The sequence below is a fragment of the Frankia sp. Cppng1_Ct_nod genome (assembly GCF_920656135.1).
GTDB lineage: Bacteria > Actinomycetota > Actinomycetes > Frankiales > Frankiaceae > Protofrankia > Protofrankia meridionalis.
Genome location: NZ_CAKKTK010000071.1, coordinates 1 through 24,582, shown reverse-complemented (window position 1 = coordinate 24,582; position 24,582 = coordinate 1). Strand labels below are relative to the sequence as shown.

The window sequence follows — 24,582 nt, the reverse complement described above, 5'->3', positions numbered from 1 at the left end:
GATCACCGCGGCGAGCATCAGCAGCCCACCGAACAGGCTGTACAGCAGGAACTTCACTGCCGCGTAGGACCGCTGCGCCTGCTCCTTGACCGGGCCGTAACTGCCGATCAGGAAGTACATCGGGATCAGCATGGCCTCGAAGAAGACATAGAAGAGGAAGACGTCGGTTGCCGCGAAGACACCGACCATCCCCGCTTCCAGGACGAGCAGCAGCGCGAAGAAGGCGGGGACGCTGCGCCGACTCGCCGTCGATGCGCCGGCACCCGCAACCCCCGTGCCCGCAGCCTGCGCACCCGGAGCCTGCACCTCGTCCCAGGAGGCCAGGACGACAACCGGTACCAGCAGCGTCGCGAGCAGGATGAGCACCAGCGAGATCCCGTCGGCGCCCACCGAGTAGGAGACACCGAACTGCTTGATCCACCAGTACTTCTGGGCGAACTGGAAACCGGCCCGCGACGGCTCGTACGTGATGGTCGCGAGCAGCGCCACCACGAACTCCACGAGCGTGACCGCAAGGGTGATCTGCTTGGCCGCGGTGGAGAACCTCCGCGGTACGGCCGCGACGACCACCGCCGCCACGGCCGGGACAACCAGCAGGACCGTCAGCCAGGGAAAGGTGCTCACGTCATCCGGCCTTTACCAGGTAAAGCGCGCCGACCACGAGGACGGCACCTCCCAACATCGACAACGCGTAGGAGCGGACGAACCCGGTCTGGGTGCGGCGCAGCCGTCCGGACAGCCCGCCGACCGCAGCGGCGGTGCCCCGGACCACGCCGTCCACCCCGACCGTGTCCAGCCAGACCAGGAACCGGGTGAAGTACTGACCCGGGCGCATGAACACGGCCTCGTTGAACGTGTTCGCATATAGATCATGTCGAGCGGCGACAGTGACCAGGCCGACGTCGGAGTCGGGCCGGGCGACCGCCTCGACCGGGCGAAGCTGATAGCGCAGGTAGGCACCGGCGAAGCCGCCGGCGGCGACGACCAGGGTGAGGGCGGTCAAAACCGCCGGGGACATCGTGTGGGCGCCGGTCTCGACGCTCTCCCCGACCACGGGTGCCAGCCAGTTCTGCAGGGAGCCGCCGAGGACGAACAGCCCGCCGGCGAACACCGAGCCGACGGCCAGCACCCCCATCGGCCCGGTCATGACGGTCGGGGACTCGTGGGGATGCTTCGCCTCGGGTCCGTCGTGCGACCAGCGACGCTCACCGTGGAAGGTCATGAGGAACAGCCGCGTCATGTAGAAGGCGGTGATACCCGCGCCGAGCAGCGCAGCCGTTCCCAGCAGGTACCCGCTGGTACCCCCCTTGTCGAAGGCCGCCTCAATAATCTTGTCCTTGGTGAAGAACCCGGACAGACCGGGGAAACCGATGATGGCTAGATAGCCCAGGCCGAACGTCACCCAGGTGACCGGCATCAGTCGCCACAGACCACCGTATTTTCGCATGTCCTGCTCGTCGTTCATCGCGTGGATGACCGAGCCCGACCCGAGGAAGAGTCCCGCCTTGAAGAATCCGTGCGCCAGCAGATGCATGATGCCGAGCGCGTAACCTGCCGGGCCGAGTCCGACCGCCAGGAACATGTACCCGATCTGGCTCACCGTCGAGTAGGCCAGCACCTTCTTGATGTCGTCGTAGGCGCATCCGATGACACAGCCGATCAGAATCGTGCCGGCGCCGATGACGACCACAACGGTCCGGGCCGCCTGGCTGCCCGTGAAGACCGGGTTGGCCCGGGCGATGAGATACACCCCAGCCGTCACCATGGTGGCGGCGTGAATGAGCGCCGAGATCGGGGTCGGGCCCTCCATCGCGTCCGGCAACCACGCCTGCAACGGGAACTGACCGGACTTTCCGCAGGCGCCCAGCAACAGCAACAGGGCGATCGCGGTCAGCGTCCCGTAACCGATGACACCTGCGGCCGCCGCGCCGAACACGGTGTCGTAGTTCGTGCTTCCCACCGTGGCGAACATCAGCATGATTGCCAGCGCCAGCCCCACGTCGCCGACCCGGTTCATGTAGAAGGCCTTGTTCGCGGCGGTCGCCGCGGCAGGCTTGTACTCCCAGAACTTGATGAGCAGGTAGGACGAGAGCCCGACCAGTTCCCAGCCCGCGTAGAGGACGAGGAAGTTGTTACCGAGCACGAGCAGCAACATGGACGCAAGGAACAGGTTCATGTAGGCGAAGAACTTCCGCCGCTCGAGATCATGTGCCATGTAGCCGACCGAGTAGATGTGGATGAGCGTCCCCACCCCGGTGATCAGCAACACGAACACCGCGGACAACTGGTCGAACAGCAGCCCGGCGTCCACCTGGAAGCCATTGACCGGAATCCACGAGTACAGGTGCTGGGAGACTGCCCGGTTGTCACCGCTACGGCCCAGCAGCCCGAAGAACAGCACCAGCCCGACGACAAAACTCGCGGCGGAGGCCCCGGTTCCCAGCAGATGGCCCCACCGGTCCGTGCGGCGTCCCCCCAGGAGCAGGATCGCCGCCCCCGCCAGTGGCAGCACCAGCAGCAGCCACATCACCGAGAACGAGCCGCTGGCGGCCGCGTACTGGGCCTCATGCGGCATGGCATACCTCGCAACCGTGTGCATGGCAACCGGCCGCATGGCCGCGACCGCGTGCACGGCCATGGTGTATATGCGTCACTGCACTCATCGTCCGTTCTGCCGTAACCGGAGTTCCGGCCACCATTTCGTCACTGCGCCTGGCACCACAGCCGTCGATCGGCCGGCTAGTACTTAAGCAGGTTCACGTCGTCCACGGACGCGGACCTGCGGGTTCGGAAAATCGCAAGAATGATCGCCAACCCGACCACCACCTCAGCGGCGGCAACCACCATCACGAAGAAGGCGATGATCTGCCCGTCCAGTGTTCCGTTGATTCTGGAGAACGTGACCAGGGTCAGGTTCGCCGCGTTGAGCATCAGTTCGATACACATGAACACCACGATGGCGTTACGCCGCAGCAGGACGCCGACCGCGCCGATGCTGAACAGCAGGCCGGACAGGATCAGGTAGTTCGCGGGATTCACCGGTTCGTCCCCTTCCCGGCTCCGACCGGACGCGAGTCGTTGCCGTTACCACGCGCAGACAGGCCATGAGAACTCTCCGGCGGCAACGCCGGGAGATCTGCGGGCGGTCCGGGCAGCACCGATGGCGCCCTCGGTGCGTCGGGGCGCGCGTACACCTCGGGCCCGGCGACGGGGGTGACCGGGCCGCCGGTGGCAAACCGTCGCCTGAGCATTTCCTTCTGCGTGACCTTTCCGCCGACACGCTCGCGGTGGCCGAGCACCATGGCGCCGACCGCGGCAATGATGAGCAGCGCGGACACGATCTCGAAGGCAAACACGTAGTCGGTGAACAGAAGCCGGGCAATCGCCTGGATGTTGCCGCCGTCGTTGGCTGCGGTGAGCCCGGCGGCGCGGGTTCCCTCGATCACCCCGCCGATCGGGAAGACCAGTAGTCCGGCGAACCCGGCCCCGAGAATGATTGCCGCTATCCGCTGACCGCGCAGGTTCTCCACCAGGGAGTCCGAGGAGTCCACGCCCACGAGCATGAGGACGAACAGGAACAACACCATGATTGCCCCGGTGTACACGATGATCTGCACAAAACCGAGGAACGGGGCATCCTGCAGCATGTAGAACACGGCCAGGCAGAAAAGATTCGCGACCAGCAGCAGCGCCCCGTGCACGGCGTTACGGGCAAGCACCATACCCAGTGCCGCGAGGACCGCGACCGGTGCGAGAATCCAGAATGTTGCGGCCTCGCCGGTGGACGTCCGGGTGAACTCCCCGGCCGCGGAGATGAGGATCTGTCCGTTCATCGGGCCAGCTCCGAACCCTCGGCGCGGGCCTCGTCCGGGTAGGCGGACCCGGGTACCGCAGCCGCGGAAGCATCGAAGGGACCCGTGCGGTTCGGGTCGAATGTGTAGTAGTCCGTCTCGCTGTCACCGAGGAACATCGGATGCGGCGGTGCTGTCATCCCCTCGCGCAACGGGGCGAGCAGCTGCTCCTTGGTAAAGATGAGATCGGAACGGCTGTCGTCGGCGAGCTCGTAGTCGTTCGACATGGTCAGCGCCCGGGTCGGGCACGCCTCGATACACAACCCGCACAGGATGCAGCGCAGATAGTTGATCTGATAAACGCGTCCGTAACGCTCCCCCGGGGAGTAGCGCTCCTCGTCGGTGTTGTCCGCGCCTTCCACATAGATCGCGTCCGCCGGGCAGGCCCATGCGCACAGTTCGCATCCGACGCACTTCTCCAACCCGTCGGGATGCCGGTTGAGCTGGTGTCGTCCGTGGAAGCGAGGCGCGGTCGGCTTCTTCTCCTCCGGATACTGCTCGGTCGTCGGCTTCTTGAACATTGTCGAGAAGGTGACACCGAATCCCTTGTAGGGGTCGAGGATCCCCATGGCTCAGCTCTCCTGACGCGGTCCACCCGCGGTGATGACGGACGACGGTCGGTTCGGGCTGGCGGCGGCCGGCGGGGGCCACGGAATGCGGTCCAGGCTGGGGGCGTTCGCCGTACGCTCCCGCTCGGCGGCGTCGAGACGCTCCTGATGTTTACGCGCACCAGGATCGGCAATCGTGATGACAAGCAGAACGCCCACGACGATCCCGAAGCCGATCAGCCACGGCGTCCGGTCGGTCACGTTCTCCCGGTAGGTCTTGAACGTTGCCACGGCGAGCAGCCAGACCAGCCCGGTCGGGATGAGCACCTTCCAGCCGAACGCCATGAACTGGTCGTACCGCAGCCGGGGCAGCGTGCCACGCAGCCAGATGAAGAGGAACAGGAACGCCAGCAGCTTCAGCACGAACCAGATCACCGGGAACCAGCCGGTGTCGAAGTGCGAGAGGAACGGGATCGGTGGTGGCTGCCATCCGCCGAGGAACAGCGTTGTCGCCACCGCGGACACGGTGACCGTGTTGATGTACTCGGCGAGGAAGAAGAACGCGAACTTGATCGAGCTGTACTCGGTGTGGAAACCGCCGACCAGTTCGCCTTCGGCCTCGGGAAGGTCGAACGGCGTCCGGTTGGTCTCGCCGACCATCGCGATGCAGTAGATGATGAAGGACGGCACCAGCACCACGTTCCACCAGTGACGCTGGCCCGCGACGATGCCCGACGTCGACAGCGTCCCCGAGTTGAGGAACACCGCGACGAAGGACAATCCCATTGCCACCTCGTAGGAGATGATCTGGGCTGCCGACCGCAACGACCCCAGCAACGGATAGGTGGACCCACTTGCCCATCCCGAGAGGATGAGCCCGTACACGCCCAGCGAGGACGCGGCCAGCACGAACAGGACCGCGACCGGCAGGTCCGCGAGTTGCAGGGCGGTGTGGTGACCGAAGATCGATACTTCGGGCCCGAACGGGATCACCGCGAACGCGAGGAATGCCGGGATCGCGGAGACGATGGGCGCGAGGATGAAAACCGGCCGGTCCGCGAGAACCGGGATGATGTCCTCTTTCAGCATGAGCTTCACGCCGTCGGCGAGGCTCTGCAGCCAACCCTTGGGACCATGACGGTTCGGGCCGATCCGCTGCTGCATCCGGGCGACGACCTTGCGCTCGAAAACGATCGCGAACAGCGTCATCAGCAGCAGGAACGCGAACACGGCGACGGCCTTGAGGAGGATCAACCAGAACGGGTCGCCACCGAAGACCGACAGGTCCGGATCGCCGGCGGCGGCCAGCGCCGGCGGGAACGATGATGCGGCGAAGCTCATGACCGACCTCCGGAAGTCCGCCCGCCGACAACGACATCGACCTCAACGGCGACCTCAACGGCGAGATGGCCGTCGAAGTGGCCGTCAACCGCACCGTGGCCGTTGGTCGCGGCGAAGACGCCCGCACCGACACCCACCACCTCGCCGGTACTCCCCGCAAGCGACCGACGGACGTGCGACCCGGGCGAAAAGGTCGGAATCCACACCACCCGGTCTGGCATCGGTGTGATCTCCAAGGGAAGAACGACCGTTCCCCGACCACTGGTGATCGCGACCGGGTCGCCGGCGGCCACGCCGATCTCGGCGGCCGTAGCGGCCGACAGCCTGGCCTTCGGTGGGTGGGCCGTACCCGCGAGGTACGGTTCACCGTCCTGCATCCGGCCGTCGTCGATCAGCTGATGCCAGCTCGCCAGCACCGCCTGACCGGCGGCCGGTCGGGGTGGCGGGCAGGATGCGGCGCCCGGCGCGGGAGCCCGGCCGACCTCGGCGCCCGCCCGGCCGAGCCGGCTGAGTTCACGGGCGGTCGAACCGGGATCACCGACACCGAGAGCGACGCCCATCTCGGCGGCCAGCATGTGCAGCACCCGCAGGTCGGCGACGGCCGGAGTGTCCAGAGCCCGTTGGAAGGCACGCAGGCGTCCCTCCCAGTTGACGAAGGACCCGGCCTTCTCCGCCACCGGCGCGACCGGGAAGACCACGTCCGCGATCTCCGCGACCGCGGACCGGCGTACCTCCAGCGACACGCAGAACGGCACGGACGCGATCGCCTCCAGCGCGGCGGCCGGGTCGGGCAGATCCTCGACGTCGACGCCGGCGATGACGAGCCCGTCGAGCTCACCGGCGGCCACGGCCGCGAGGATGCCGGCGGTGTCCCGTCCCGGCCCGGCCGGAACGGCCGCACCCCAGACAGCCTCGACCTCGGCCCGCGCCGCCGCGTCCACGACCGGCCGGCCACCGGGAAGGAGGGAGGGCAGGGCTCCGGCCGCGAGCGCGCCACGCTCGCCGGCCCGCCGTGGTACCCACGCGAGCCGGGCCCCGGTCACCTCGGCCAGACGCAGCGCCGCGGTGAGCGTCCCGGAGGACTCCCCGGCACGCTCCCCCACCAGGATCACGGCACCGGGAGCCCGCAGCGCCCCGCCGGCCGGAGAGTCCCCACCGTCCGCGAGCGCCGTGAGCAGCGCGGCCTCCCCACCGGGGACGACCGGCAGCAGTGTCCCGGCCATCTTCGCCAGGCCCCGGGTGGCCAGCGGCGCGACCGAGAAGACCGCCGTGCCCCGCCTGGTCGCGGCCTTGCGCAGCCGCAGGAAGGTGATCGGCGCCTCGTCCTCCGGCTCCAGGCAGACCAGCAGCACGGCCGGCGCAGCCTCGAGATCGGCGTGGGTCACGCCGATGCCGGTGCCGGCGACGGCGTGGGCGAGGAACTCCTCCTCCTCCACCGAGTGGGGCCGGGCCCGGAAGTCGATGTCGTTGGTCCGCAGGGCGAGCCGGGTGAACTTCGCGTAGGCGTAGGCGTCCTCACGGGTGAGCCGGCCGCCGGTGAGGACGGCAACGCCATGGCGGTCCCGGCACTCCGCGAGCCCCCGGGCGGCGAAGGCGAGTGCCTCGGTCCAGGAGGCCTCGACGAGCTCACCGGTGGAGTCGTCGCGGACCAGTGGGGTCCGCAGCCGGTCGGCGCCGCCGGCGTAGGTGAAGGCGAACCGGCCCTTGTCGCAGTTCCACTCCTCGTTGACGGCCGGGTCGTCCGCGGCGAGCCGGCGCATCACCCTGCCACGGCGGTGGTCGGTCCGCAGCGCGCATCCGTCGGCGCAGTGCTCGCAGGTGGTCGGCGTGGAGACGAGGTCGAACGGCCGGGCGCGGAAGCGGTAGGCCGCGCTGGTCAGCGCTCCCACCGGACAGATCTGCACGGTGTTGCCGGAGAAGTAGGACGCGAACGGCTCGCTCTCGCTGACCGCGACCTGCTCGTTGGCACCCCGCTCGAACAGTTCGATGAAGGCGTCGCCGGCGATCTGCGCGGAGAACCGCGTGCACCGGGCGCACAACACGCAGCGTTCCCGGTCGAGCAGGATCTCGGTGGAGATCGCCAACGGCTTCGGATACGTCCGCTTCGGTTCCTTGAACCGGGAGACGGCCTTGCCGTTCGCCATCGACTGGTTCTGCAGCGGGCATTCACCGCCCTTGTCGCAGATCGGGCAGTCCAGCGGATGGTTGAGCAGCAGGAACTCCAGCGTCCCTTCCTGCGCCTTCTTCGCGACAGGCGAGGTGAGCTGGGTGCGTACGACCATGTCGGTGGACACCGTCGTCGTGCAGGAGGCGACCGGCTTGCGCTGGCCCTCGACCTCGACGATGCACTGCCGACAGGCGCCGACGGGATCAAGCAGCGGATGGTCGCAGAACCGCGGGATCTCGATTCCGAGCAGCTCGGCCGCACGGATGATCAGGGTGCCCTTGGGGACGCTGACCGCCAGGTCGTCGATGGTCAGGGTAACGAGGTCCGGCGGCGCGGGCGTGGCCGGTTGCGGCGAGGCGCCGCTCTTCGGGACGGTTGTCATAGTGATCAGTGAGCTCCCGCGAGGGCGTCCGGCTTGCCGGCGACGCTGGCAGTGGCGGCGGAGTCGGTCGCGGCCGAGCCGGTGGCGTTGTGGCCCGCCGACGCGGAACCGCCGGATGCGGCCGCGGTTGTGGACGAGATGAACTCGTCCCGGAAGAACTTGATCCCGGAGACGATCGGCGAGGTCGCGCCATCGGCGAGCGCACAGAAGGCCCGGCCGAAGATGTTGTCGCAGACGTCGACGAGAGTGTCGACATCCTCCGCGTCACCGGCTCCCCGTTCCAGGCGGGTGAGGATCTGCACCATCCACGTGGTCCCCTCGCGGCACGGTGTGCACTTGCCGCAGGACTCGTGCGCATAGAACTGGGTGAGGCGCCGGACGACCTTGAGCATGTCGACGGTCTCGTCCATGATCATGATGGCGGCCGTGCCCAACAGGGAACCGGCCTCGGCCACGCCCTCGAAGTCCAGCGGGACGTCGAGATGGTCCGCGGTCAGCATCGGCGTCGAGGACCCACCGGGAGTCCACGCCTTCAGCCGCCGCCCGCCGCGGATACCACCGGCCATCTCCAGCAGCTCGGCAAGGGTGGTTCCCATCGGCGCCTCGTACTGACCCGGGCGGGTCACGTGCCCGGACAGGCTGTAGATCTTCGGCCCAGGCGAGCGTTCACGGCCCATCGACCGGAACCACTCGACACCATGGCGGATGATGTAGGGGACGCTGGCGATGGTCTCGACGTTGTTGACCACTGTCGGGGACGAGTAGAGCCCGTGCGTCGCGGGGAAGGGCGGGCGCAGCCGGGGTTGGCCGCGGCAGCCCTCCAGCGAGTCGAGCAGGGCCGTCTCCTCGCCACAGATGTAGGCGCCGGCACCCGAGTGGACGACCAGGTCCAGATCGAACCCGCTGCCGAGGATGTCACGACCCAGGTAGCCGGCCCGATAGGCCTCGGCGACCGCGGCCCGCAGCCGGCGCCCGCAGTGCACCAGCTCCCCGCGCAGGTAGATGAAGGCGTGGTTCGCCCGGACCGCATAGGACGCGATGATGATGCCTTCGACCAGCGAGTGCGGGTCGGCCATCATCAGCGGCGCGTCCTTGCAGGTGCCGGGCTCGCCCTCGTCGGCGTTGATGACCAGGTAGTGCGGCTTGCCGTCGCCCTGTGGGATGAAGCTCCACTTCATGCCGGTGGGGAAGCCCGCGCCGCCGCGGCCACGCAGTCCGGAGTCCTTGACGATCCCGATGATCTCGTCCGGGCTCATCTCCAGCGCGCGGCGAAGCGCCCGGTAGCCGTCGGTGCGTTCGTAGGTGGCGAGCGTCCAGGACCTGGGGGTGTTCCAGCGTCCGGTGAGGACCGGGGTGACCGGCATGGTCAGCTCCCCTTCGTTGGAGGGTCAACCTGCGTGCCGCCGGCCTGCGCGACCGCTTCCGCGTCGGCGACCAGCAGACCCGCCACGGATGGCTCGCCCACACCCGGACCGGCCACCGCGCCCGGACGCGGGTCCGGGAAACCGGCGAGCTGGCGGGACGCCTCGGCAAAGGTGCACAGAGGTGCGCCGCGGGTCGGGGTCGGGCGCTCGCCGCGGCGCAGCGCGTCCACGATCTCGCTCGCGGAGTCCGCGTCCACCTGGTCGAAGAACTCGTAGTTGACGGTCATCACGGGCGCGTAGTCGCAGGCCGCCAGACACTCGGCGTGTTCCAGTGTGATCGCGCCGTCCGGCGTGGTCTGGTCGTGGCCGACCCCGAGATCAGCCGAGATCCGGGCGTAGACGTCCTCCCCGCCGAGCAGCGCACAGGACAGATTGGTGCAGACCGATACCAGCCAGTCGCCGACCGGCCGGCGTTTGTACATCGTGTAGAAGGTCGCGACCGCGCTGACCTCCGCCTGGGTGATGCCGAGTTCGGTGGCGCAGAACTCGACGCCCTCGGACGTGACACAGCCGTCCTCGGCCTGCACGAGATGCAGCATCGGCAGCAGCGCGGATCGGGACCGGCCCTGCGGGTATCGGGCGATGATGTCCCGCGCGGCGACGCGGGTCTCCTCGGTGAGCGGCACTACCGGTCAACTCCCCCCAGGACAGGGTCGATGGACGCCACGCCGACGATCACATCCGCGACCTGCCCGCCCTCGGTCATCGCGGGGGCCGCCTGCAGGTTGACGAAGCTGGGTTCCCGGACGTGGACGCGGTACGGCCTGGTGCCGCCATCGCTGACTACGTGGTAGGACAGCTCTCCGCGAGGCGACTCCACGGAGGTGTACACCTGCCCGGGGGGCACCCGGAAGCCTTCGGTGACCAGCTTGAAGTGATGGATCAGGGCCTCCATCGAGGTACCCATGATCTTGCGGATGTGGTCGAGGGAGTTGCCCATCCCGTCGGTGCCGATGGACAACTGCGCCGGCCAGGCGATCTTCTTGTCGGCAATCATCACCGGACCGGGCTTCAACCGGTCCAGACACTGCTCCACTATCTTCAACGACTCGCCCATCTCGTCCAACCGGACGAGGTAACGGGCGTAGGAGTCGGCGTCCAACGAGGTCGGAACGTCGAACTCGTAGGTTTCGTAGCCGCAGTACGGCATGGTCTTGCGCAGATCCCACGCAAGCCCGGCCGCGCGCAGCACCGGCCCGGTCACCCCGAGTGCGATGCAGCTGGCCGCGTCGATGTAGTTGACGTCGACCATGCGGCCCTTCCAGATCGGCTGCCCGGACAGCAGAGCGTGGTACTCCTTGATCCGTTTGGGCATGTCGGCGAGGAAGTCCTGGATGTCGCGGACAATCCCGTCGGGAAGATCCTGGGCCAGCCCTCCGGGGCGGACGTAGGCGTGGTTCATCCGCAGGCCGGTAATCGTCTCCAGAAGGTCGAGGATCTTCTCTCGCTCCCGGAACCCGAAGATCATTCCCGTGGTGGCGCCGATCTCCATCGCTCCGGTGGCGAGCCACACCAGGTGCGAGGCGATCCGCTGCAGTTCCATCACCAGCACGCGGATGACGGTGGCCCGCTCGGGAATCTCCTCGGTGACACCGAGCAGCTTTTCCACCGCCAGGCAGTACGCCGTCTCGTTGAACAACGGCGACAGGTAGTCGGCCCGGGTGAGGAAGGTGACCGCCTGCGTCCAGGTACGGAACTCGCAGCTCTTCTCGATCCCGGTGTGCAGGTAGCCGATCACCACCCTGGTCTGGATGACCGTCTCGCCCTCGATCTCCAGGACGAGACGCAGCACCCCGTGCGTGGACGGGTGCTGCGGGCCCATGTTGACGGTGAGGCGCTCGTTGTAGTCCTCACCGCCGCCGAGTACCTGCTCCCAGTCACCGCCGGTGACCGTGTAGACCCGGCCGCTTGCCGACTCGGTGAAACCGGCCTCATAGGCGTCATAGGCGTCGCCGTACTCAGGAACGCCGCCGTTGCCGGGCGCGTCATCGCCGGATCCAGGAACACCGCCGGATCCAGGAACACCGCCGGCTGCCGATTCTCCGACCGTCGCGGATGCCGTGAACTTCTCGGACGCGTGGGTGGTCATAACGCACCTCGTTGGTAAGGACGACCGGGCTGGTCGGAACGGCCGGTCATGAATAGCTCCGCCGAGCATCCGGTGCCGGCACCTGCGCACCCTTGTAGTCGACGGGCACGCCACCGAGCGGATAGTCCTTACGCTGCGGGTGGCCGACCCAGTCGTCCGGCATCATGATCCTTGTCAGGCCGTCGCGGCCGGAGAAGACGATGCCGAAGAAGTCGAAGGTCTCCCGCTCGTGCCAGTCCGCCGTCGGCCAGACGCCCATGACACTCGGGACCACCGGGTCGGCGTCGGCGACGGCGACCTCGACGCGGATACGGCGGCGCCAGGTCATCGACAGCAGGTGGTAGACGGCGTGCAGCCGGCGTCCGGTCGGATCGTCGGGATAGTCGACGCCGGAGACCCCGGACAGCAGCTCGAAGCGCAGGCCCGGGTCGTCACGCAGGCTCTGCGCGACCGCGAGCAGATAGTCGCGCCGCACGTGCAGGGTCAGCTCACCACGATCGACGACCACCCGCTCCAGCGCGTCGGCGAGCTGTGGGAAGGAGCGCTCCAAGGTGTCGTAGACGGTATCGGCGTTGGTGTCACCGAAGGGCCGCGGAGTCGAGTGCAGGACCGGCGGATGCTCGGCGAGGCCACCGAAACCGGAGGTGTCCCCGGACCCGGACGCCCCGAAGGCGTCATGCCGACGCGGTTCGCCCGTGCCCGGAGCCGCCACGATCCCGCTCATGGCCGTGCCTCGCGGTCGGGCGCCGCGGTGTCGGCCGCGGTGTCGGCCGGTGGCTGCCGCTTCGTCCGGCCGAACACCGAACCGGGTGGGATCGCGGCGGGTCGGCGGGCGTCCAGCAACGGCTCGACCGCGCCGGCTCCGGTCGGAAGCGGGGCGCCGACCGGGAGCCGGAACCGCTTGCGGTCGTTGACCGACAGCGTTTCGGTGTCCACCGCGCCGGCCGGCAGGCCGGCCCGGGCGGTGGCGACCTCGATCGGCTTCGGGTACGGCGACTGGCCGATCTTCGTGTACTCGAGCTTGCCCGTCACCGTGCCGGCGAGGATCTTCTCGTGCAGCTTCAGGATGGCGTCCATGAGCATCTCCGGACGCGGTGGACAGCCCGGCAGGTACATGTCCACCGGGACGATGTGGTCGACGCCCTGCACGATGGCGTAGTTGTTGAACATCCCACCGCTGCTCGCGCACACGCCCATGGACAGGACCCATTTGGGCTCGGGCATCTGGTCGTAGATTTGGCGCAGCACCGGGGCCATCTTCTGGCTCACCCGACCAGCAACGATCATCAGGTCGGCCTGTCTGGGGCTGGCCCGAAACACCTCCATCCCGAACCGGGCGAGGTCGTAGCGGCCGGCTCCGGTCGACATCATCTCGATCGCGCAGCAGGCCAGACCGAAGGTCGCCGGCCACAGCGAGGACCGCCGCGACCAGTTGGCCATCTTCTCGACGGTGGTCAGCAGCAAGCCGCCGGGCAGCTTCTCTTCTAGTCCCATTCCAGGCCTCCACGTCGCCACACATACGCATAGGCGACGAAAACGGTGGCGATGAACAGCACCATCTCGACGAGGCCGAAGATCCCCAGGCTACCGAAGGCAACCGCCCACGGATACAGAAAAATGATCTCGATGTCGAAGACGATGAACAGCATCGCGGTCAGGTAGAACTTCACCGGAATCCGGTGTGGACCAGCAGGCTCGGGCGACGGCTCGATCCCGCACTCGTAGGCGTCGAGCTTGGCGCGGTTGTACCGCTTTGGGCCGACCAGCGAACCTATGATCACAGATCCGATCGCGAACGCTGCCGCGATCACTAAAAGTACGAGGATCGGCACGTAGTTCGACAGCATGCCGGGCTCCTCTCTCTCCAGGTCTGGTGCGGGACGTGCCGACGGCAGTTCGCAGGTGGCGGGCAGTTCGCAGGTGGCGCAAGGTGAGTGGTCGGATGGCGCTGTAGGTGCCCACCCCCACTCACCGTGTATATCGAATCCAGCGGGCGGGTAGCGCCAGGGAGCCTACGCGACGCCCGATCCGGAGGTTCAGGCCGGTTTCGCCACTCCCGCGACGGGTGATGTCCCTCGGGCGCGCTGCCGCGCTCGCCTACGCAGGCTCGAACCACCAGCAGACAGTTCGCCGCCGGCCGGGCCGCGTCGACCACCCGGTCCCGCAGAAAGACACGCATATCAGCGGACGCGTGTCGCACCTGTGCCGAACAGGATACGAACATCGCTACCCGGACGATCCGGCGGCGGGTTCAACTGAGAAATCGCCCACCGGCGCCCGGCATCGGCGCAGGCACTCAGGCCGCGGGCGCGAGACGGGACATCGCATTGATCAGCCGGTCCAGCGCATCACCTCCCCGCGGATCGGTGAGGTTCGCCAGCAGCTTCAGGGTGAAGCGCATGAGCGTCGGCCGCGGCAGCCCGTACCGGGTTGCCGTCCGCATCACGGTCGGGTTTCCGATCAGTTGGACGAACACCCGGCCAAGCGTGTAGTAACCGCCATACCGCTGGCGAAGAACATGTGGGTATGCCTGCAACGCCCGTTCACGCGACAGGCCGTGAGAACGGGCCAGTGCCTGCACGGCCACCTCGGCAGCGAGCCGTCCCGACTCCATCGCGTAGGCGATTCCCTCGCCGTTGAACGGATTGACCACTCCACCCGCGTCCCCGACGAGCAGGAGACCATCGCGGTAGTGCGGTGCGCGGTTGAAGGCCATCGGCAACGCGCCACCGCGAACCGGGCCGGTCGCGTTCTCCTCGGTGTAGCCCCAGTCCGGCGGGAGCCCGCCGAGCCACCGTCGCAGCAGGTCCTTGTAGTCGGTGTTCTGGAAGGCGGTGGTGGTGTTGAGCAGACCGAGCCCGACGTTGCTCGTACCATCCCCCACACCGAAGATCCATCCGTAGCCGGGGAGTAGCCGGCTTGCGCCGGGCGCGCCCTCCCACAGCTCCAGATGGGATTCGAGGAAGTCGTCGTGCGTGCGGGGGCTGCGGTAGTACCGACGCACCGCAACGCCGAGCGGGCGGTCCTCGCGGCGCCGGATGCCGACCGACAGGGCCATCCGCGCGCTGTTGCCATCCGCCGCGATCACCAACGGAGCGTGGAACCGCAGCGGATCCCCACCGCGTCCGGTCTTCGCCCGGACGCCGATCACACGGCCGGTACGTTCGTCGAGGATCGGACCGGTGACGGCGGTCTGCTCCCGCAACCGGGCACCGGCCTTCTCGGCATGGCGGGCCAGCAACTCGTCGAAGTCGAGACGGGGCCGGACGAGGCCGTAATCCGGCCAGTTCGCGAGTTCCGGCCACGGCAGTTCGAGCCGCACCCGGCCGCCGACGATACGCAGACCACGGTTTCGAGCCCACCCGGAACCGTCACCGGTCGCCCGCTCATCCAGATGCCCACCCGGCTCGCCTGCCGGATCGGAACCGGTGTCGATACCCATCTCGATGAGGCTGCGAACGGCTCGTGGCGTCAGCCCGTCACCACAGACCTTCTCCCGCGGGAAGCTGGTCTTTTCCAGCAGGACGACGTCAAGACCGGTCCGGGCCAGGTGATACGCGGCCGCCGAACCGCCGGGTCCGGCACCCACAACGATGACATCGGCGTGCTCGGCCTGGGCCGCTGTCATGATCACACACCGCTCCGGATCGCCGGTCTGTTCCTACTCGTCCACACTGCCGCTCGTGAACGTTTTCACGAGCGCAACGGCGAGTCTAGGCCTTGCGCCGACCGTTGGCACAGGTGTGGGGACCCGAAGGTGCACGCGTCGCGCGAAGAGGAACCCACCCATCAACGAAACCCACCGATGGGAAGCAACCAATAACCGTACGCATCCGATAATATGATCTACGTTTGGCCTGAACGCCATCGAGGGCCGGTCAGGATCTCGCCGCCGCCGACCGGGCGGTTCACCTGGACGGTAAGATCAACCAGGGATTACGCGCCGAAACGGGTGACGATCCCGCAGGCGGGTACGGCAACACACGAGTCGCGGAAATCTCATGCGATCCCCTCGGCCCACAACCGGCCAAAGGCGACACGCTCATGGCTCTCCTCGTGTCGCCGGAGGCTCCAGAAGCGAGAACCGGCCAAAACGACACGATGGTGATTTTTGGTGTCGTCGACGGCCGCGGAAGAAACCAGACAGGAGCAGGGATGAGCCGCGAGACCGTGACACTGTCCACCGCGGACGGGCCCATGGAAGCGTTCGTCGCCCATCCGGCCGGCGTCCCCCGAGGCGGGACCATCGTCGTCCAGGAGGCGTTCGGACTGACCGCGTACCTCACGGGTGTGTGCGACCGGTTCGCCGCAGCCGGCTGGCGTGCCATCGCACCCGCGCTCTTCCATCGTCAGGGCTCCCCGGTGTTCTCCTATGACGGGGATTTCACCGCGATCCGGCCTGCCATGCAGGCGCTGAACACCCTCGACATTCTTGAGGACATCGACGCGAGCATGGCTCTGCTCGCCGACGAGGGAACCGCGGTCGACCGCATCGCGGCGGTCGGCTTCTGCATAGGCGGAACGGTCGCGACGATCGCGGCTGCCCATCGTCCGCTCGGGGCTGCTGTCAGCTTCTACGGCGGGGGCATCGCCGAAGGCAGATTCGGTGAAGCACCCCTGGTCGATGTGGCGGCCCGACTTCAGGCCCCGTGGCTTGGCCTGTTCGGTGACCTGGACCCGGGTATTCCGGTGGAGCAGGTCGAAGCGATGCGATCAGCCGTCAAGAACGCGGCCGTGCCCACAGAGATCATCCGCTATCCGGACGCCGGCCACGGATTCCACTGCGATGCCCGGCCCTCGGCGTACAACGCGAAGGCTGCCGAGGACGCCTGGGTCCGCGCACTGGCCTGGCTTGACACCCACGTTCCAGTCTGATCGCCGCCCCTGCCGATCTTTTACCTGGACCGGCCCCGGGCGGGTTACCGGGTGGCTCGATGCAGAGCCACGATGCCGCCGGTGAGGTTACGCCAGCCCACCCCCGTCCAGCCTGTGCCGGCGATGCGTGCGGCAAGGGTCGCCTGGTCCGGCCAGGCCCGGATCGACTCGGCCAGGTAGACGTACGAGTCGGGGCTGCTGCTGACCGCTCGGGCGAGCCCGGGCAGCGCCCGCATCAGGTACTCCGTGTAGACCGTGCGCCACGGCCTCCAGGTGGGCCGGCTGAACTCGCAGACCACCAGGCGTCCCCCGGGTCGGGTCACCCTCAGCAGCTCCGCGAGACAGGCATCAACGTCGACGACGTTGCGCAGGCCGAACGAGATCGTCACCCGGTCGAAGGATGCGCCCGCGAACGGCAGCGTCAGCCCGTCCCCCGCGACCAGGGTGACACGGCCGCCGGTGCCCGCGGTCACCCTGCCGGCCTGGGCGACCCTGTCCGCCGGGTCTGCCCGTTCGGCGAGACGCCGGTGCCCGACCCTCAGCATGCCAAGGGAGAAGTCGCAGGCCACGACGCCGGCTCCGCGGGCGGCGAATGCCAGTGACGATGTACCGGTACCAGCAGCAAGATCAAGTACCCGAAGCCCCGGGCTCAGGTCCAGTGCGTCCGCGGTCGCACTGCGCCAGGACCTGTCCAGGCCGGCGGACAGCACCGTGTTGGTCAGATCGTATCGGCGCGCGACGCCGTCGAACATGGCCGCGACCTCGTCCGGTCGTTTCTCCAACCCGGCCCTGCCTGCGGGAACACCGCTCGCGGGAACACCGCTCATTGGAACACCGTGCCGGTGCCGATGCCGTCGGCGGAAGCCATCGCGATGACACCGGCGGCCGGCGAGTCGGTCCCGGCGGCACGGTCGAGCGCGGCCTGCGTGCCGTCCCAGTCGGCGCCGGCCCCGATCGCCGCAAGCCGCTCCCGTGTCGGTGTGTCGCACAGCGCCCCGGCGACTCCGGCCTCGTAGAGGTCGCGGGCGCGCACGCCCAGTGCCGCGGCCACCGTGTGTTCACGCCCGAGGTCGGTATCGAACATGGCCGGGTCGTCGGTGGCGAGCGAACAGCGCACCCCCGCGGCGACGAGGGCCGGCAGGGGATGCGCCGCGAGCGACTCCACCGAGGAGGTCCGCAGGTTGGACACGGGGCACACATCCAGGACGATGCCACGCTCGACGAGTTCGACCACGAGATCAGGATCGTCCACGGCACGGATTCCGTGGCGGATGCGACGGGCACCCAAAGCGTCCAAAGCGCCGCGGATCGAGTCCGGCCCGCTGGTCTCCCCGGCGTGGGGGACGGCTGCAAGGCCACCGTCGGCGGCGATGGCGAACGCCCGCGCGTACGGCTCGGGCGGATGGTTGACTTCCGGTCCACCGAGGCCGAGGCCGACGATCCCCCGGTCACGGAACCGTACCGCCTGGCGTGCCACCTCGCAGGCCGCCTCCGGTGGCAGGATGCGGTCGACGTCCGGGGTGAGGCGCATTTCCAGGCCGTACCGTTCGCGGGCCTCGGCCACGCCGTCGGCATACCCGTGGAAGATCTCCTCCCAGGAGATCCCGCGCTGTACCCGAAACCACGGAGAGAAGATCCCCTCGATGTAGACAGCGCCGTGTGCGGACGCCTCGGCCGCGTAGTCGACGACAACCTGGCGGAAGTCCTCGGCGGTGCGCATCACGTGCGTGGTGAGGATCCAGATCTCGATGAAGTGGTCGAAGTCCCGGAACCGGTAGAGCTCGGTGAGACCCTCGACCGTTGTCGCCGGCAGTGGTTCCCCGTTGCGCCGGGCCATCGCGAGCAGCGTCGCCGGGCGAACGGTGCCCTCCAGGTGGACATGCAGTTCGATCTTCGGTCCGGTGGCCACGGTCACCCCGTCAGGCTAGCCGGACGTCTCCCGCACCGGGTCGGCGCATTACCCCCGAAAGATCTCCCCCAGGTGACAGCATCCTCACCCGCCCGTTCCGGACGGATGACCGGCCCATAGTCCCTCGGTCGGGGGTTCGAGCCCCACCCGCCCCACCCAGGCTGACCTGCTGCGATGCATCGCCGCGGACTTGCTGTAGGTCGTTCTGATGCCATTCTGATGCCGTTGCGACGGCAACCATTCTTGGCGGTTGCGGTTCGTGTCCGGACGCGTCGAGCGTGTCCGGGCGTAACCGATCAAGGTTGGTGACGCCCCGTGGTCGTCGGCCTCGGTGCTGGCCGCCCTCGCGGCGTCCAGATTGAGGAATCGGGCGCGTCGGTCGACGGTTCGGTCCGTGTCCTGTTCCGGCCGTACCGTCGCGCGAGATTCCATTGCCGCCTCCGCCGGTGCCCAGGCGGTGCACCGAGGCGGGCTTGGCCGCTGATCTGGGCATGACCGGGACGGCGACGGGAAGTCGGCCGAGAAGCAGTGGGCATGGCTTGTTCGGCATTGCCAACCGCCGTACCACGACGGCCGGCTGGTTCGCTCGCCGCCGAAGGTCAGTCGTCGGGCTGGTGGCCGCTGTGGTTCAGAGTCCGAAGTCGTAGGTCGGTGGTTCTGGCGGCGGCGTGGTCTGTGGTGGTGTCGGGGGTTCGGTTGGCCCGGTCTCGGTGGGTGTCGCCGGGTCGGTGGGTGTGATGTCGGCCGGCGGGGGTTCGGCCGGGTCGGGTGGCGCCGTGGCGTCGGGTTTCGGTGTGGGTGGGAGTTTGCGGGGGACGAGGCGGGCGACGGCTTCGGCGGCCGCGCGGCCGAACCGCTCGGCGAGCCGCGCCGCGGTCCGCGACGACGCGAACCCCACCGGCGCCAGCAGCCACCCGCCACGTCCGCCCGCGACCGGTCCAGCCCCGCCAGCGACGACTCACCCCGCAGCTGACTGACCGCCATCCCGACCAGCAACTGTCCACCAGTCAGGCCCCGGACCCGCCGCTTGAGCGGCCCGATCCCCGCATCCAGCGCCTCGACCAGGCCAAGCCGGTCGACCAACTCGGTGACCGCGGCCAGTCCCGCCATCCCCGTCAACGTCGGATCCGGCCGCCCGATCCGGACCCTCGGGGCCCGCTTCCTCGACACGGTCGACCTGCGTAGTCTGTTTACCCGGCGGGTGCCTCTCGTCAGGGCTTCATCGGTAGGTGTGGTAACCCCGATTCTCCCTGCACGGCAGGCACCCGCTCACGTTCCGACGATCTACGAACCCCCAACGTCAGCCACTACTGGCGAATCTAGGTCAGATCCACCGCACGCCGGGTCAACGCGTACATCAATGACCAGATCATGCCCATCGAGTTTGCCCACCACCTGGTGACTTCCGCTGGCAAACCAGCAGGTCACCGGGCGGATCGGGGTTGTGAGACCCCACACGGTCGGGGTCGAGACGAACGCGGCCGAACCCGGTCCCGACAGGGGTTGGGGGCCGGGTCCGGCCGCAGGTGAGCGCCTACCTAGCGCTGGCTACTTGAGGGCGACGCCTCCGGAGTTGCGGTAGGCGATCGTCTTGTTGATCAGGTTGCCGCCGTCGGTCTCGGGCGTGGTCTGTTCGGACCATCCCGCGCCGAACAGCAGGGCTGCGACATGGGCATCGGCCACCTGGGTCATGTGCGAGAACAGCCAGTCCACCTTGTCGTCCTGGTAGTGGCTGGGCGTGTTGTTCTGCGTCATGTTTCCCACCGGGATCTGCCACAGCACCACCGGCTTGCCGACCGTCTCGGCCATCGTCTTGTAGAAGCTCAGGGCGGTGGCGGCCTTCTGGTCGGTCCAGAAGGTGTCCTTGCCCCCGTGCGCCGGCTGGGCGTACCAGCCCGCGTCCCGGTCGGAGATGTCGGTGACCAGGAAGTCGCCGGCGTTGGCGCCGAGGTCGACGTAGTCGCTCTGGCACTTCTTGATGTTGCTCTGCCAGTCGAAGCAGGACATGTGCAGGCCCACGCCGGCGTTCGGCGCGTACTTGCGGGTCATCGCGATCATGCACTTGGCCAGGCCGGAGGCGCTGTTCTCCTGGGAGCCGCAATCGGTCGGGTTCGCCGACCTCACCTGCGCCGGAACCTGGTGCAGATTGCCCAGCGATCGGGCGAAGCCCCAGAAGTCCGGCTCAAGGTCGATCAGGTCCTGCGACGTGCCGATCTTCTGCAGGAAGAACCGGTAGTCGTTCAGGTACTGGCCGAGCAGGTCGGCGTTGTTGATGACCTTGACCTCGTCCGGGCCCTCACTCAGGCCGGCCATACCTGCGACGTCGATCAAGGAGTACCAGTCCCAGACCATCCTCTGCGGGTGCGCCTTGCCCTGGTAGGTCGCCTTGGCCACGGAGTTCTCGCGCACGGCGATCTGAGTACCGGGTGCGGTGGTGGGGCCGGTCCAGCACCCCCACCAGTTCGACCATGCCGGATCGCAGCGCGCCGCCGTGTACGCGGCCGGCGTAGGTGCGGGCCGGCTGTGCACGTAGCTGTACTGCAGGTCGAACGGAGCGGCGGACATCGAGGCGTCGGACATCGAGCCGCCGACCAGCACCGTGCTGCTGCCCATGAAGGTCTTGGTCGAGCCGCCGCCACCGGTGGGCGACGCCTCGCCCGGGGTGCTACTGGCAGCCGATGAGGCCGATGAGGAGGCCGATGGTGTGGTAACGGGCTGCGTGGTTACCGACGAAACCGTCGGCGTCGGCGAAGGGCCAGCCGCGGATGCGGGCGCCTTGATCGGGTTACACGCGGTGGCCACGCAGAGCGTCATGCCAATTCCGAGCAGGACCGCGGCGGGCCGCCGGGGACGCGGGGGCTGCGATGGTCGAGCTGTGGCACGGCGTGGTCGCGCGAACGTGGCGCTGGGGGCGGACAGGGGCATGAGCTCTCCGTTGTCGTGTCTACGCGACCGCGAGGTCGCGCGGGTCGGGCCCCCAGCCGTTTCGACCCTAATGACAACCTTTAGCGCATGTCTACATCGATGCCCGAGTTGTTACCATCTTGAGCTGATGTAGGTGCCTCGTCGACGGTCGTGGCACCGTCACGAGACCACGGCCCTGCGGCGTCGACCCGGCCCGTGCCGACCGCGTCCTGGCCGCCGATTCTGGGGTGCGCCGGGACGGCAAGCTACCTGCCCGTACCCTGAAGGGTGCAAGTATGCGATCTCGCTGGTCAGGTGCTTGATCAGGCGGCTCGTTGATATTCGTGGAGGAGGCCGCCGAGGCGGTCGACGCGTCTGATCGGGCCGCTCGGATCGCCGGCTGAGGCCGGCCGATCGGGCATGTCGAGGGCGAGGCCGTGGTGGGGCCGAGCGGTGTTGTAGTGCTTGACGTAGATCGACAGGACCTGTTCCGCGTGGCGCCGATTCCAGATCAAGGTCCAGTCCAGGCACTCGGCGCGGACGGTGCGCACCCAGCGTTCGGCGAAGGCGTTCGCGCGCGGCGCCTGAACCGGTGTCCTAATGATCCTAATGCCCTCGTCAGCGAAGACCTCGTCGAAGCTGGCGACGAACATCATCGAGGTGGGTGACCACGGTTTCCGCCGCGCATCCTGGGACAAGCGGGAACTGGTGGCGCTACGTGGGCGACCCTGTTCCTACCTGCGGCACTTGATCTCAGACCTAGATTCGCCAGTAACGGCGTGGGGTTGGTCGGACGTTGGCCGCAGAAAGTGATCGGGTGCCTGTCGCACAGGGAAAATCGGGGTTGCGAAGCCAACCGAGGATCCCAGGCGAAAGGCACCCGTCAGGTGGACACGATACGCGGCGCCGCGTCGTCACGGAAGCCGGCCGCAGGGCTGTCGCGGGTGCCGGGCCGGGTGCGGCGCCGGCGGGAGCGGGTGCGGATCGGGACGCCGGACCCGACGGTGACGGGGTCGGCGGGGCTGGTCGCGGTCGCCGAGGTCGTCGACCGGCTCGACCTCGTCGGGGCGCTGGATGGCGGGATTGGACCGATCAAGCAGCGGGACCGGGGATTGAGCGGCGCCGAGCTGGTTGTCGGGATGGCGACCAGCCAGCTGGAGGGTGAGTCGTCGCTGGCCGGGCTGGACCGGTCGCGGGCGGATGCGGCGGGGGCGTGGCTTGCGCCGGTGCCGTTCGCCCCGTCGGGGACCGCGGCCCGGCTCGCCGGGCGGTTCGGCCCTGTCCAGCTCGCCGGGATCGAGGTCGGCCTGGCCGAGGTCGCCGAGCGGATGATGGGCTTCCTGCCGGCGCAGCGGCGCGCGGAGCTTGTCGCGCACCGTCCGACGCTGGACTGCGACTCGGCCGACGTGGAGGTCTACGGCCGTCAGAAGCGCGGTGTCGCCTATACCCACGACGGGAAGAGGGCCGGCCGGCCGTTGCTGGTCAGCTGGGCGCGCACCGGGCTGACGCTGGCGGCCCAGCTGCTCGCCGGCAACCAGGACCCGCGGCCGTTCGTGACCGCCCTGATGCGTCGGGCGTTGGCGGTGCTGCCTGATGCGGTGTGCGCGCCGCCGCTGTTCCGGTGTGACAGCGGCTTCTTCTCGGCCGGGTTCATGCGTGCCATGGTCGCCGCCGGCGGCGACTTCGCGATCGCCGCGCCGCGCAGCCAGGCGCTGTGGCGGGCGTATGCCGCCATCCCCGAAGACCGGTGGGTCGACGCCCGCGATATGCGCGGCGCGCAGGTCGCCGCCTGCGACTACGCCCCGGCCGGTGCCCCGGCCGGCACCTACACGATCGTGCGACGGGTGAAGGTCCGCGCCGACGAGGTCTCCACCGACCCGCGCTCCCGGCGGCGACGCACGATCCCGACCGGCCAGCTACAACTGATGCTCGACGGCGTCGCCGACCACGGCTGGGCCGTCAGCTTCCTCGTCACAAACATCCCCGCCGACGAGCCCGACGGGATCGTCGCCGTCGAGTGGTGGTTCCGCGGCCGCGCCGACGTCGAAACAAGGATCAAGGAACACAAGCTCGGCGCGGGACTACGGCACCTGCCCTCCGCCGACCCGACGATCAACCGGGTCTGGATGTGGGCGGCGATCCTCGCCGGCTGGATCTCCGCGTTGCTGCAGGCCATCACCGGCTACGACCAGCACACCGGCCGCGCGCACGCCGCCCGTCTCCGCCGCGACCTGCTCCTGGTCCCCGGCCGGCTGGTGCGCCACGCCGGCCAGCCCATCCTGAGCCGTCAACGATCTTCGACAGCGCTACTGACGGATGTAGGTCAGAAGGTCAGGTCGTCCCAGGTGATGGTGATCGGGATGGGGTTGGTGATCTCGGGAGGGCCGCTGGCCTCGTCCTTCATGAAGGTGCCGAGGTGTTTGTAGAGCATGCTGGCGCGGTCGAGTGCGTAGCGTTCGATGCTGGTGACGCCGTCGTTGTCGAGCCTGGTGATCCAGTAGTGCGGGATACCCGCGCGGGCGTACTCGCCGAGCTTGTCGGTGGTGTCCTGAGTCTCCGAGCCGGGCGAGACGATCTCGATGACGAGCAGGGCGTGCTCGGCGCGGAGCCGTTCGCCGCGGTCGCGGTCGAGGCAGCGGTAGAGGATGACGTCGGGCCGGCGGTTGAGCAGTGGGATGTCGCGGAGCCGCAGGTCCACGTCGTTGTTGACCGTCAGGCAGCCGAACCGGCCTGACTTCACCGCGTCCCGGGCGTGCCGCTCCAGGAGGTTGGCCAGCCGCCGGCCGGCGGTCTGGTGATCCGGGGTGGGGGCCTCGCAGAACACGATGTAGCCGTCGACGATCTCGATTGCCCGTGCGAGTTCCTCCGATAGCGCCTCATACTCCGCGGCTGTCACGCGCGCGGGCTGCGGGCGCAGGTCACGCAGCCAGCTGTCCTCCGGCAGGGCCGTCGTCACCATCGCCTCCCGGCCAGGTTTGATCGTCGGACGTCCACGACGTCGGTGGACCGCGGTCCACTCGTCCCAGCGTAGATCCCAGGCGCACGGCCGCGTGCGCGCACCGCATCAGGGACACAGCCTCGCAGTGCCGCGC

The 24,582-nt window shown here is 68.4% G+C and carries 22 protein-coding genes; 2 read left to right on the top strand and 20 right to left on the bottom strand.

The annotated features are described in order from the left end of the window. From NBW77_RS17615 to NBW77_RS17550, 14 genes are all read right to left on the bottom strand, one after another. A partial coding sequence (locus tag NBW77_RS17615) for a proton-conducting transporter transmembrane domain-containing protein (protein WP_284346947.1) occupies positions 1 to 624 on the bottom strand: 624 nt, incomplete at its 3' end. Position 625: 1 nt separating this feature from the next. Then, positions 626 to 2,614, bottom strand: a complete 1,989-nt coding sequence (nuoL, locus tag NBW77_RS17610; protein WP_131748650.1) for an NADH-quinone oxidoreductase subunit L — start codon at positions 2,612 to 2,614, stop codon at positions 626 to 628. Positions 2,615 to 2,739: 125 nt separating this feature from the next. Further along, complete coding sequence (gene nuoK, locus NBW77_RS17605) at positions 2,740 to 3,039, bottom strand: NADH-quinone oxidoreductase subunit NuoK (RefSeq protein WP_131748608.1); 300 nt, start codon at positions 3,037 to 3,039, stop codon at positions 2,740 to 2,742. Then, a complete protein-coding gene (locus tag NBW77_RS17600) occupies positions 3,036 to 3,833 on the bottom strand; it encodes an NADH-quinone oxidoreductase subunit J (RefSeq protein WP_131748610.1) in 798 nt (265 codons plus the stop codon). Before NBW77_RS17600 ends, nuoK begins: the two co-directional genes overlap by 4 nt. Next, positions 3,830 to 4,420, bottom strand: coding sequence for an NADH-quinone oxidoreductase subunit NuoI (gene nuoI, locus NBW77_RS17595; protein WP_242606077.1), 591 nt, complete (start codon positions 4,418 to 4,420; stop codon positions 3,830 to 3,832). The genes NBW77_RS17600 and nuoI overlap by 4 nt, the downstream gene beginning before the upstream one ends. A 3-nt stretch (positions 4,421 to 4,423) precedes the next feature. After that, entirely contained in the window at positions 4,424 to 5,740 is a 1,317-nt protein-coding gene (gene nuoH / locus NBW77_RS17590; RefSeq protein WP_131748612.1) for an NADH-quinone oxidoreductase subunit NuoH, read from the bottom strand. Beyond that, a complete protein-coding gene (locus NBW77_RS17585; RefSeq protein ID WP_250280026.1) occupies positions 5,737 to 8,289 on the bottom strand; it encodes an NADH-quinone oxidoreductase subunit G in 2,553 nt (850 codons plus the stop codon). The genes nuoH and NBW77_RS17585 overlap by 4 nt, the downstream gene beginning before the upstream one ends. Before the next feature lie 5 nt (positions 8,290 to 8,294). Further along, positions 8,295 to 9,653, bottom strand: a complete 1,359-nt coding sequence (gene nuoF, locus NBW77_RS17580; protein WP_131748614.1) for an NADH-quinone oxidoreductase subunit NuoF — start codon at positions 9,651 to 9,653, stop codon at positions 8,295 to 8,297. 2 nt (positions 9,654 to 9,655) lie between these two features. Further along, on the bottom strand, positions 9,656 to 10,339 hold the full coding sequence (nuoE, locus tag NBW77_RS17575) for an NADH-quinone oxidoreductase subunit NuoE (protein WP_131748616.1): 684 nt from the start codon (positions 10,337 to 10,339) through the stop codon (positions 9,656 to 9,658). Continuing rightward, the gene (locus NBW77_RS17570; protein ID WP_131748618.1) at positions 10,339 to 11,802 is read right to left on the bottom strand and encodes an NADH-quinone oxidoreductase subunit D; all 1,464 of its coding nucleotides are present in this window, start codon (positions 11,800 to 11,802) and stop codon (positions 10,339 to 10,341) included. The genes nuoE and NBW77_RS17570 overlap by 1 nt, the downstream gene beginning before the upstream one ends. Positions 11,803 to 11,848: 46 nt before the next feature. After that, positions 11,849 to 12,526, bottom strand: coding sequence for an NADH-quinone oxidoreductase subunit C (locus NBW77_RS17565; protein WP_131748620.1), 678 nt, complete (start codon positions 12,524 to 12,526; stop codon positions 11,849 to 11,851). Next, entirely contained in the window at positions 12,523 to 13,296 is a 774-nt protein-coding gene (locus NBW77_RS22540; protein WP_131748622.1) for a NuoB/complex I 20 kDa subunit family protein, read from the bottom strand. The genes NBW77_RS17565 and NBW77_RS22540 overlap by 4 nt, the downstream gene beginning before the upstream one ends. Then, complete coding sequence (locus NBW77_RS17555) at positions 13,287 to 13,649, bottom strand: NADH-quinone oxidoreductase subunit A (protein WP_502799498.1); 363 nt, start codon at positions 13,647 to 13,649, stop codon at positions 13,287 to 13,289. Before NBW77_RS17555 ends, NBW77_RS22540 begins: the two co-directional genes overlap by 10 nt. A gap of 449 nt (positions 13,650 to 14,098) precedes the next feature. Further along, positions 14,099 to 15,430, bottom strand: a complete 1,332-nt coding sequence (locus tag NBW77_RS17550) for a geranylgeranyl reductase family protein (RefSeq protein WP_131748624.1) — start codon at positions 15,428 to 15,430, stop codon at positions 14,099 to 14,101. 527 nt (positions 15,431 to 15,957) lie between these two features. Between NBW77_RS17550 and NBW77_RS17545 the strand changes: the two genes are divergently transcribed. Further along, positions 15,958 to 16,677 carry a dienelactone hydrolase family protein gene (locus NBW77_RS17545; protein ID WP_131748626.1) on the top strand — a complete coding sequence of 240 codons (720 nt, stop codon included), beginning with the start codon at positions 15,958 to 15,960 and terminating at the stop codon, positions 16,675 to 16,677. A gap of 44 nt (positions 16,678 to 16,721) precedes the next feature. On the opposite strand, the gene NBW77_RS17540 is transcribed toward NBW77_RS17545, so the two are convergent. The 5 genes from NBW77_RS17540 to NBW77_RS17520 form a co-directional block, all read right to left on the bottom strand. After that, positions 16,722 to 17,504, bottom strand: coding sequence for a demethylmenaquinone methyltransferase (locus NBW77_RS17540; RefSeq protein ID WP_131748628.1), 783 nt, complete (start codon positions 17,502 to 17,504; stop codon positions 16,722 to 16,724). After that, positions 17,501 to 18,586, bottom strand: a complete 1,086-nt coding sequence (gene add, locus NBW77_RS17535; protein WP_131748631.1) for an adenosine deaminase — start codon at positions 18,584 to 18,586, stop codon at positions 17,501 to 17,503. The genes NBW77_RS17540 and add overlap by 4 nt, the downstream gene beginning before the upstream one ends. 628 nt (positions 18,587 to 19,214) lie before the next feature. After that, on the bottom strand, positions 19,215 to 19,484 hold the full coding sequence (locus NBW77_RS17530; protein ID WP_131748634.1) for a hypothetical protein: 270 nt from the start codon (positions 19,482 to 19,484) through the stop codon (positions 19,215 to 19,217). 650 nt (positions 19,485 to 20,134) lie between these two features. Then, on the bottom strand, positions 20,135 to 21,199 hold the full coding sequence (locus NBW77_RS17525) for a hypothetical protein (RefSeq protein ID WP_131748656.1): 1,065 nt from the start codon (positions 21,197 to 21,199) through the stop codon (positions 20,135 to 20,137). 614 nt (positions 21,200 to 21,813) lie between these two features. After that, positions 21,814 to 22,146 carry an integrase core domain-containing protein gene (locus NBW77_RS17520; RefSeq protein WP_131748636.1) on the bottom strand — a complete coding sequence of 111 codons (333 nt, stop codon included), beginning with the start codon at positions 22,144 to 22,146 and terminating at the stop codon, positions 21,814 to 21,816. A 231-nt stretch (positions 22,147 to 22,377) separates the two neighbouring features. On the opposite strand from NBW77_RS17520, the gene NBW77_RS17515 reads away from it, so the two are divergent. Then, positions 22,378 to 23,916 (top strand): IS1380 family transposase, encoded by a 1,539-nt coding sequence (locus NBW77_RS17515; protein WP_250280025.1) that lies wholly within the window; start codon positions 22,378 to 22,380, stop codon positions 23,914 to 23,916. Here the strand turns inward: NBW77_RS17515 and NBW77_RS17510 are convergent. Further along, on the bottom strand, positions 23,814 to 24,449 hold the full coding sequence (locus NBW77_RS17510) for a Uma2 family endonuclease (RefSeq protein ID WP_242606078.1): 636 nt from the start codon (positions 24,447 to 24,449) through the stop codon (positions 23,814 to 23,816). The two genes, NBW77_RS17515 and NBW77_RS17510, sit on opposite strands and share 103 nt — an antisense overlap. Positions 24,450 to 24,582 lie beyond the last annotated feature (133 nt).

Bases quoted from the DNA above. Each gene is read 5' to 3' on its own strand.
- nuoL (WP_131748650.1), bottom strand. From the start codon at position 2,614: ATGCGGCCGGTTGCCATGCACACGGTTGCGAGGTATGCCATGCCGCAT.
- NBW77_RS17600 (WP_131748610.1), bottom strand. From the start codon at position 3,833: ATGAACGGACAGATCCTCATCTCCGCGGCCGGGGAGTTCACCCGGACG.
- nuoI (WP_242606077.1), bottom strand. From the start codon at position 4,420: ATGGGGATCCTCGACCCCTACAAGGGATTCGGTGTCACCTTCTCGACA.
- nuoH (WP_131748612.1), bottom strand. From the start codon at position 5,740: ATGAGCTTCGCCGCATCATCGTTCCCGCCGGCGCTGGCCGCCGCCGGC.
- NBW77_RS17585 (WP_250280026.1), bottom strand. From the start codon at position 8,289: ATGACAACCGTCCCGAAGAGCGGCGCCTCGCCGCAACCGGCCACGCCC.
- nuoF (WP_131748614.1), bottom strand. From the start codon at position 9,653: ATGCCGGTCACCCCGGTCCTCACCGGACGCTGGAACACCCCCAGGTCC.
- NBW77_RS17570 (WP_131748618.1), bottom strand. From the start codon at position 11,802: ATGACCACCCACGCGTCCGAGAAGTTCACGGCATCCGCGACGGTCGGA.
- NBW77_RS17565 (WP_131748620.1), bottom strand. From the start codon at position 12,526: ATGAGCGGGATCGTGGCGGCTCCGGGCACGGGCGAACCGCGTCGGCAT.
- NBW77_RS22540 (WP_131748622.1), bottom strand. From the start codon at position 13,296: ATGGGACTAGAAGAGAAGCTGCCCGGCGGCTTGCTGCTGACCACCGTC.
- NBW77_RS17555 (WP_502799498.1), bottom strand. From the start codon at position 13,649: ATGCTGTCGAACTACGTGCCGATCCTCGTACTTTTAGTGATCGCGGCA.
- NBW77_RS17550 (WP_131748624.1), bottom strand. From the start codon at position 15,430: ATGACAGCGGCCCAGGCCGAGCACGCCGATGTCATCGTTGTGGGTGCC.
- NBW77_RS17545 (WP_131748626.1), top strand. From the start codon at position 15,958: ATGAGCCGCGAGACCGTGACACTGTCCACCGCGGACGGGCCCATGGAA.
- NBW77_RS17540 (WP_131748628.1), bottom strand. From the start codon at position 17,504: ATGAGCGGTGTTCCCGCGAGCGGTGTTCCCGCAGGCAGGGCCGGGTTG.
- NBW77_RS17525 (WP_131748656.1), bottom strand. From the start codon at position 21,199: ATGGGCAGCAGCACGGTGCTGGTCGGCGGCTCGATGTCCGACGCCTCG.
- NBW77_RS17520 (WP_131748636.1), bottom strand. From the start codon at position 22,146: ATGATGTTCGTCGCCAGCTTCGACGAGGTCTTCGCTGACGAGGGCATT.
- NBW77_RS17510 (WP_242606078.1), bottom strand. From the start codon at position 24,449: ATGGTGACGACGGCCCTGCCGGAGGACAGCTGGCTGCGTGACCTGCGC.